Annotated in this window: 6 protein-coding genes and 1 riboswitch; of the genes, 2 read left to right on the forward strand and 4 right to left on the reverse strand. The window is 61.2% G+C overall.

Translation table 11 applies throughout. The annotated features are described in order from the left end of the window. The 4 genes from thiS to NKH43_RS30920 form a co-directional block, all read right to left on the reverse strand. Entirely contained in the window at positions 1-198 is a 198-nt protein-coding gene (gene thiS, locus NKH43_RS30905) for a sulfur carrier protein ThiS (protein ID WP_352861374.1), read from the reverse strand. Next, positions 167-1,168, reverse strand: coding sequence for a glycine oxidase ThiO (gene thiO, locus NKH43_RS30910; RefSeq protein ID WP_023717066.1), 1,002 nt, complete (start codon positions 1,166-1,168; stop codon positions 167-169). Before thiO ends, thiS begins: the two co-directional genes overlap by 32 nt. Further along, on the reverse strand, positions 1,165-3,000 hold the full coding sequence (gene thiC / locus NKH43_RS30915; protein ID WP_352861376.1) for a phosphomethylpyrimidine synthase ThiC: 1,836 nt from the start codon (positions 2,998-3,000) through the stop codon (positions 1,165-1,167). Before thiC ends, thiO begins: the two co-directional genes overlap by 4 nt. A gap of 104 nt (positions 3,001-3,104) precedes the next feature. Next, positions 3,105-3,221: riboswitch (TPP riboswitch) on the reverse strand. Between the two features lie 182 nt (positions 3,222-3,403). Continuing rightward, complete coding sequence (locus NKH43_RS30920) at positions 3,404-4,948, reverse strand: Fic family protein (protein ID WP_352861378.1); 1,545 nt, start codon at positions 4,946-4,948, stop codon at positions 3,404-3,406. Between the two features lie 1,133 nt (positions 4,949-6,081). On the opposite strand from NKH43_RS30920, the gene NKH43_RS30925 reads away from it, so the two are divergent. Next, entirely contained in the window at positions 6,082-6,537 is a 456-nt protein-coding gene (locus NKH43_RS30925) for a YybH family protein (RefSeq protein WP_051409569.1), read from the forward strand. Between the two features lie 517 nt (positions 6,538-7,054). Further along, positions 7,055-9,052, forward strand: a complete 1,998-nt coding sequence (locus tag NKH43_RS30930) for a conjugal transfer protein TraG (protein WP_352861380.1) — start codon at positions 7,055-7,057, stop codon at positions 9,050-9,052. Positions 9,053-9,140 lie beyond the last annotated feature (88 nt).

The following is a 9,140-nucleotide window of genomic DNA, read 5'->3' on the forward strand; positions in this document are numbered from 1 at the left end:
CTAGCCTCCCTGCATCGGTGAGAGGATTTCGATCCGGTCGCCGTCGCTCAACCGGAATTCCGCCCGGTTGGCTTTGTGCACGAGGTCGCTGTTGACGGCCGTTGCCAGCCAATCGCCTTCATAGTCGAGCGCCGCAAGCAGCTCGGCCAGCGTGGTGGCTGCAACCTCATGCACTTTGCCGTTGACCGTCAGTTTCATGAGCAAGCTCCTTCGTTCCGTCTTGATGGAAGACCAGGTCGGCCGCCTGGCGCGCCATGGCAGGGGCGAGAAGAAAGCCATGGCGATAAAGCCCGTTGACTGCGACGGTGCTTCCATGTGCCTCGACACGCGGCAGATTGTCGGGAAAAGCAGGACGGACGCCGACACCGGTTTCAACGATCCCGGCCTCGCCGAATGCCGGATGGAGGGCATAGGCGGCACCCAGAAGCTCCATCATCGAACGCACCGTGGCCGGCTCGGCGGACCCGCTCTCGATCATGGTCGCACCGACCATGAAACACTGGCCGGTGCGCGGCACCACATAGAGCGGAAAGCGCGGATGAAGCAGCCGGACCGGGCGCGACAGCGAGATGTCGGGCGTGCGCAGGATCAGCATTTCGCCGCGAACGCCGCGTAGCCGGTCATCGATGGCTGCCATTCCCGTGCAGTCGATCTGATGATCGAAACCAAAAACATGCCAGACCTCGGTGCCGAAGTGAAACTCGACACCCATGGCTGCGAGCTTGTCATGAAGCGCTGCCATCGCCTGACGCGGGTCGAGATGCGCCTCGTCGGAGAAGAGCAATCCGCGCCGGAAGCGGCCGGCGAGGTCGGGCTCCAGGAGCGCAATTTCGTCTTCATCGACACGCCGATGGCCCGAGGTGCGGCTGGCGAAGCGGTCGATCTCGCCCGCATCGCGCGGCGCGGCCACGACCAGCGTTCCGGCCCGCGTCACCTGGCCGGGCGTTGCGGCATCCCACCAGTCGGCGGCACCGCGCCCGAGATCCAGCACCGGCTGCTCGGCGCTTTCGCGCTCGCACCATGGCGCCAACATGCCGCCGGCGAACCACGACGCATTGCCCCCAAGGCCAGGCCTTGTCTCGGCAACGGAAACCGCCGCGCCGCGTGCGGCGAGCTCGAAGGCGGCGGTGAGGCCGGCAACGCCGGCCCCTTTGACCAGCACCTTCATAATGGCTCACGTGGCTGAGGTATGAGCGGTGCGCCGGTCTCGTCCGCCGGCAGGTAGAGATCGCCGCCCTCGCGGTATTTCGCCGCCATCGCCGCCATGCCCTCCTTCTGCGCTTCGGTGCGGATGTCGTGGGAAATTCGCATCGAGCAGAATTTCGGCCCGCACATCGAGCAGAAATGCGCCAGCTTGTGCGCCTCCTTGGGCAAGGTCTGATCGTGGAAGGACCGCGCGGTTTCGGGATCGAGCGACAGGTTGAACTGGTCCTCCCAGCGGAATTCGAAGCGCGCGCGGGAAAGGGCATCATCCCTGACTTTCGCCGCCGGATGACCTTTTGCCAGGTCGGCGGCATGGGCGGCTATCTTGTAGGTGATCACGCCGATCTTGACGTCGTTGCGATCGGGAAGGCCGAGATGCTCCTTGGGCGTGACGTAGCAGAGCATGGCGGTGCCGAACCAACCGATCATCGCCGCGCCGATGCCGGAGGTGATGTGGTCGTAGCCCGGCGCGATGTCGGTCGTCAGCGGCCCAAGCGTATAGAACGGCGCCTCGCCGCAGACGGCGAGCTGCTTGTCCATGTTCTCCTTGACCTTGTGCATCGGCACGTGGCCGGGGCCTTCGATCATTACCTGGCAATCCTTCGCCCAGGCGATCTGTGTCAGCTCGCCGAGCGTCTCCAGCTCGGCGAATTGTGCTGCGTCATTGGCGTCGGCGATCGAGCCAGGACGAAGGCCGTCGCCCAGCGAAAAGGACACGTCATAGGCGCGGCAAATGTCGCAGATCTCGGCGAAATGTTCGTAGAGGAAGCTTTCCCGGTGATGATGCAGGCACCATTTGGCCATGATCGAGCCACCGCGCGAGACGATGCCAGTGACCCGGTCAACGGTCAGCGGGATGTAGTGCAGCCGCACGCCCGCATGGATGGTGAAATAGTCGACGCCCTGTTCGGCCTGTTCGATCAGCGTGTCGCGGTAGACCTCCCAGGTCAGGTCCTCGGCGATGCCGCCGACCTTTTCGAGCGCCTGATAGAGCGGCACCGTGCCGATCGGCACCGGCGCGTTGCGGACGATCCAGTCGCGGATGTTGTGGATGTTGCGGCCGGTCGACAGGTCCATCACCGTGTCTGCGCCCCAGCGGATCGCCCACACCATTTTTTCGACCTCTTCAGCCATCGACGATGTGACGGCGGAGTTGCCGATGTTGGCGTTGATCTTGACCAGGAAATTGCGACCGATGATCATCGGCTCGCTCTCGGGATGGTTGATGTTGGCGGGAATGATTGCGCGTCCGCGCGCCACCTCATCACGCACGAAATCCGGCGTGACGAAATCGGGCAGTGTCGCGCCGAAAGCCTCGCCGTCGCGCTCAAGCTTGCCGTGCAGGATCTCGCGACCAAGGTTCTCGCGGATGGCGGCGAACTCCATTTCGGGTGTGATGATGCCGGCGCGCGCATAGGCAAGCTGCGTCACCGCCTTGCCTGCTTTGGCTCTGAGCGGTTGGTGGCGAATGGGAAATTCCGGCGTCAGGCGTTCGCCCGTCGCGAATCCGTTGTCCTCCGGCCGGACATGGCGGCCGTCATAGGCCTCGACATCGCCGCGCGCCGTAATCCATTCGTGGCGAAGCCGTGCAAGGCCATTTTCGATGCTGGTTTCGACAGTCGGGTCTGTATAGGGGCCGGACGGATCGTAGACGGTGACGGGCGGTTCGCCGGCCGTCGGATGGACGGAGATTTCGCGCATCGGCACCCTGATCTGCGGGTGGATGGCACCGGGCTTGTGGATTTTTCGTGAGGCGGGCAGCGGTCCCGTCGAGACGGCGGGGGTGAGGGCATTCATCTTGAGGCTCCTTTGCTCGTTGCATTGGAGACCCAGTTCTGTGCCGGGAGGATGAAAAGACGCTTCTGTCGACCTGCCGAAACAGGACCTCGGGCGTAAACTCCCGCAAAGCGCTTGCACCGTCCCTACGCCAGTATGAACTGGATCAGGTTCAACGGGTCACTGCGCCGCGAATGCCAGCAGTATCTCAGCCCCTTGCCGGGACTCCCCTGGTGAATGCGTGAGGTTGGACGGGACGGCTCCGGTTTGTCAAGCGCGTTCTGGCCGCGGCTGATCGGCGGCCGGTCAGACCGTGCGGACAAAATCGTGCATGTCTCGGCGACAAGTCAAGCCTCGGAGATGAAGGCAGGGACAAGGGAATCGCAAACCGTCGGACTGAAAATCGATCCTGATGATCACACCTTCAATGGGCACCAAAGGTTTGCGCGTAGATCGCCTCGATTCTTCCTGCCTCGTCACTGGTCAGCGTGGCGAATTCCTTTTCGCGCGCGCGGTTCGATAGATGTCCATCATTCTGGTGAAGAAAACGGAAGAGCAGATCGGTCAACCGCTCGGGCATGTCAATAAAGGCGTCCACCTGCTGCCGGAACTGATCGTAGCGCTGCAGAAATGCGGTTTCCTCGGGAAGGTCCCGTTCGATCGTCCGCTGAACGCAGGCATAGAGGAATTCGGCGTGCGGGGTTGCATCGAAGAACCGGTAGAAATCACCGGTGTCATTCAGCACCCGGACGTTGAATTGCGGCGTCGGTTCCCATTCCACCAACGGCAGAAGGCGCTGCGAATAGCTCTCGAGCACGCCCCTGTACTCGTTGATCTGGTCCAGGATCGCGGCCGAGACGGGAAAGACCACTCCCGGCGGATTGAAGCCGCGCATGGCAAGGACGTGGTGGATTAGGTAGCGGTGAATGCGGCCGTTTCCGTCCTCGAACGGGTGAATGTAGACAAAGCCGAAGGCGAGGATTGCGGCGGCTACGACTGCATCAAGGTTTTGCGCGGGGCCCTGATCGAACGCCGCCATTCCATCGATTAGCCGCGGCAGGTCCTCGGGCCGAGCGCTGATGTGATCGGGCAAGGGCGTGCCGTTGTCTCGGTCATGCTCACCGACGAAACCTCCTTCTTTTCGGAAGCCAAGTCTTACGAAACGGGCGTCGCCAAGTACAATTCTTTGCAGACGCAGCAGCTCATCGCGATCGATCGGCCAGCGGCCGGCTTCGCCGATGGCGCGGCCCCAGCGCTGGATGCGATCTTGCGGCGGGTGCTCGCCCTCGATCGCATAGCTTGATCGCGAGTCTTTGAGCAAAAGAAAGGCGGCGGTCCGAGCAAGAAGGTCGCGCGGCACGTCCGCTACGATTGCCTCCGCGCGCCGCGGTAGTTCAAGGCCGATGAATTTTTCGAGAATCTTGGTGCGGAACACCAGAGGGCAGAACTCACGCGTGCCGGGGAGATTGTCCCTTACGCGGTAGCGCGAAGCGGTCTTGTCGGGTCCGGGCCACTGCAGCTCGGGATCGACAACCGGAATGTATCGTCCGGCCGCCGCGTCCGGCAGATCGATACGCGCTCCCCTCAGCCATTCATATAAAAACCAGATGCGGCGGGCATAACTGCCGGTCGGGCTTTCACGGACCAGCGCCTCGATCGGCGCGGGACCGGTCACTTGGAACAGCCGCTTGAGGACGGCAAGGTCCAGTCCCTCGTACTTGAGCGCAAAGGTCAGGTGGCCTTCGAGGGTAGGATTTGGGGCGTGGCGGGGGGTCATGATCCGCCAGCCATCCCGTTCGGTAATGCGATGATGCTCGCCCGTGGCGAACAACCTACGGGGCAAGGGCACGGCGAGCCTGTAGGCTCCGATCAGCGCGCTGTACCCGGCCGGGGTCGCCGTTTCAGGAAGGCGGATTTCCTGAAAAACGGTAACAGGACCTGAAAATTGGTGCTCTTGCACCGCAGGCATGAAAAGCGAATCCTTTCATCGAATTTTGGTTCAGTTGGGCCAACATCTATGAAAAATGATCCTATTCCATGAAAATTGATGCCACAAGACAAATTTTCCGAAAACCGATTCTAAACGGTGCTGGAGTCATCAAGCGAGAACTCCGCCACCGGCTCAAGGAAGCGACTTCAGACAAAAAGGTGAGTCCAGGAACCGCCATTCGCCGGTCTTTTAGTCACGAGGCCGGCACGGATGGCCCGCCTTACGTCGAGCCGGATTGCTCGAGTAGAACCGCGCCGTTCGGGGCTCACTCATAGAGTGCTCCGGCGCGCGATCCCGATTTGATAGCCGCGATCACGCTCGCGACTGATCTTGGTGACGTGGCGGCGTCGGAGTAGAAAACTGATGCAGGATCTCGGTGGCGTCGTGTGTGTGTGTGACCTGAAGTGAGTTCTCTGCGGTATGGGGGACGGAACGCAGCGCGCGCGTCTTCTCGGCAAACAGATCGACGAAGCGGCACCGAAGGGAAGTTCCTGGCATTCATTCTCGCCATCGCTGCCCCAATTTGCCGACCGGACTGCCGATCGATCTCGCCCAATACTTTGCGCGCGCAAGGGCCGAAGCTGAACTGGGTGGCACCTGCTCATTCGGGAGCTAACTCATGCTTGGCGCGCTAGCCCGAGAGAGCTGTGCCTGATCGAATGCGTGAAATCGTAGCTCGGACACGGTCATCTGTCACCCGCGTTCGGGCTGTAACGGAAAGCGCGACATCGTCTCCAATGCTCGTTCCCCACGTCGAGGGCCCAGCGGCTTGGCTGCGGGGGGGACTGTCAGCTAGTGGCCGCTGGGCCTTGACGACCAGCGAGCGTAAGAGGAGGCCCTGCGCTGGCTGACGAAAACTTGCGAGCAAAGCCACGGAAAAGCATCATTCGAACGAACTCTTTCGTCGAGACGAGGAGGGCAGTGAGGCGGTAGCCGCCGCTTTGAAGCTCTCCGGCAGCTGCTACGCTGGTCGTTCAGAGGGTCGCAGCTGCGCTTGCGCCGTCATATCAGATAAGTCTAATATAATCCGCGCCTAGCCATCGAACGCCGCGGCGCCCTCGGGTCGGCGCTATTCATCGGGTGGGCATGTCGGGTACGCAAGGGAGGACGAAATGAGACTGGTTCAGTCATTTGCATTTGCTGCTGTGCTGCTTCTTTCGTCTGCATTGTCTGCGGCCGCCCACTCGGCTCGTGAGGACATCGAGGCGGCGTTGGTAAAATTCATGGACGCCTTCAACAGCGGAAACGCAGCAGCGGTAGGTCAAATGTATACCGACGATGCCGCCCTGCTGCCACCCGACGGCAAACGCGTCGATGACCGCAAGGGCGTGGAAGAATTCTGGCAGGGCGCAATCAAGGCCGGGATGAAGAATCTCACCCTGAAGGCGCTGGAAGTGGAAGGGAGCGGGAATCTCGCCTACGAAGTTGGCGCATTTACGCTCAGTGTGCCGAGCAAAGGTGGTGCCCCTTCCACCGTTGCGGGCAAGTACATTGTCGTTTGGAAAAAAGGGGGCGACGGGACATGGCGCCTGCATCGGGACATCTGGAACTTAGGTGCGGCCCAATAGATTCCGCGATCCGTGAGGCCGGCGCGGCTTGCAACAGTTCCAACGAAAGTCCATGGCAATAGTTGATGTGACTGAATTGATTAACAAAATTGAACAGACTTGATGGGTCTGCTCATCGAGTCGGCTATGGATCTATCGCGCTACCGATCAGCGAGGCGGTAAGATTCGAGCTCAGCAGAACGGCTGACCACCACTTGCCGGGACTAGAGTGTTCTCCGGCTCGGCGCGCCGCTGAGGACTCTTGTTCATTTGGTCATGCGCAATCCGTGGTTCTCCAAGAACCCGTCCATCTCGTCAAATGCCATCTGAGCCGAGACAACTAACTATCATTGGGCAAGTAGCGGCTCAACGGCTCCAGAAGAAAGCAGCCCCCTATGCTCGTTCAACATTCGAGATCGCATCGGGCAAGTCTTTCCACGTCCGGGTACGCCATGCTGCTTCGACCGCCCCTTTTTTCTTGCGGATTTAGGAATTCGAGCTTTTCGGTTGTTCCGATCATCCATTTGGGAAACGACCGATGCCGGCAAGCAAGGTTTTATGGGGCCAGATCCTCACCGCCTTTCTGATCGTCGTCGCGACAACATGGGGAGCAACACAGTGGACGGCAGGGCGGCTCGGCTTTCAAAGCCAACTCGGTCCGCCGTGGTTCGAATTGGCTGGACACCCCGTTTATCCGCCACCAGCCTTTTTCTGGTGGTGGTTTTTCTACGACGCCTACGCGCCGAACGTCTTCCTGGAGGGCGCGGCGATTGCGGCGAGCGGAAGCCTCATGGCTATCGTCGCAGCGATCGGGACGTCGCTGTGGCGGGCGCGCGAGGCAAAGGATACCACAACTTACGGCTCGGCGCGCTGGGCGACGCGAGACGAAATCAAGGCCGCTGGGATGATCGGTCAGGATGGGGTGATCCTGGGTATGTTGGGCCGACACTATCTGCGCCACGACGGTCCGGAACACGTGCTATGTTTCGCACCGACCCGAAGCGGCAAAGGCGTCGGCCTGGTCGTGCCGTCACTACTGACCTGGCCGGGTTCGGCAATCGTCCACGACATCAAAGGCGAAAACTGGGCACTGACGGCCGGATGGCGGGCCCGTTTCGGCCAGGTGCTTCTGTTCGACCCGACCAATGCTGGATCCGCAGCCTACAATCCTCTGCTGGAGGTGCGACGGGGCGAGTGGGAAGTTCGAGATGTGCAGAACGTGGCGGATGTCCTGGTCGACCCAGAAGGCACATTGGAACGCCGCAACCACTGGGAGAAGACCAGCCATGCGTTGCTGGTCGGCGCAATACTGCACGTGCTCTATGCGGAGAAAGACAAGACCCTCGCAGGCGTGGCGAACTTCCTTTCCGATCCAGAGCGGCCAATCGAGGCAACGCTGCGCGCCATGATGCTGACGCGGCATTTGGGTGATGCAGGCCCGCATCCCGTCGTGGCGTCGGCTGCTCGGGAACTGCTTAACAAGTCCGAGAACGAGCGTTCCGGCGTGCTCTCGACGGCCATGAGTTTTCTGGGCCTCTACCGCGATCCAGTTGTGGCCAAGGTGACGTCATGCTGTGAATGGCGGATCGCAGACCTTGTCGAGGAGGCACGGCCGACGACGCTCTATCTGGTCGTGCCGCCATCGGACATCAGTCGCACAAAGCCGCTGATGCGACTCGTGCTTAACCAGATCGGCCGCAGGCTCGCCGAAGATCTTCACGCGAAGGATCACCGGCAGCGTCTTTTGATGCTGCTGGACGAGTTTCCCGCGCTCGGCAGGCTCGATTTCTTCGAAAGCGCGCTGGCCTTCATGGCCGGGTATGGCATCAAGTCGTTCCTGATTGCACAATCGCTCAATCAGATCGAGAAGGCCTACGGACCGAACAATTCCATCCTCGACAATTGTCATGTGCGGGTGAGCTTCGCCACGAATGACGAGAGGACGGCCAAGCGCGTCTCAGACTCTCTGGGGACCGCGACCGAGTTGCGCGCCATGAAAAACTATGCGGGGCACAGATTGTCGCCCTGGCTCGGGCATCTGATGGTCTCGCGGCAGGAAACGGCGCGTGCACTGATGACGCCGGGCGAGATCATGCAGCTGCCCCCGACCGAGGCGATCATTATGATCTCGGGCCAGTTCCCAATCCGTGCGACGAAGGCACGCTACTTTGCCGACCCGCGTCTTGCCGAGCGTGTCTTGCCGCCGCCAAGGACCGGAGGGACAATGCAGAACGCTCGTTCTGAGGACTGGACCGACACGACACTTCTTGCTGAGCCGGAAGGCAAATCTCGCAAGCTGAGGCTTGCCAGGGATCAGCAGGACGAGGATCCGGCCAATGGCGGCATTCGCCGCCAGCCCGAGCTTCCCGAACACGAAGACATCGCGCCGGAACGAACGCCACGCTGCGACGATGAGTTCGACCTCGACAGGGACGAGCCCGATGATGACGCCGTTCGTCGCCGCAGTGTCGATCAAGCCATGAGACGCGCAGCTCGTCAGGCCGCCCTTGACCCCAATGATGGCATTGAGCTTTGAGCGCATGAAGAACGCCAAGAAAAAACGTCTCTCTGCCTATCTTGATCCTGACGTGATGAACGCACTGGCTGATTACGCTGGGCGGCGC

Origin of the sequence: Mesorhizobium sp. M1163, from assembly GCF_040318415.1 — a bacterium.
Lineage (GTDB): Bacteria > Pseudomonadota > Alphaproteobacteria > Rhizobiales > Rhizobiaceae > Mesorhizobium.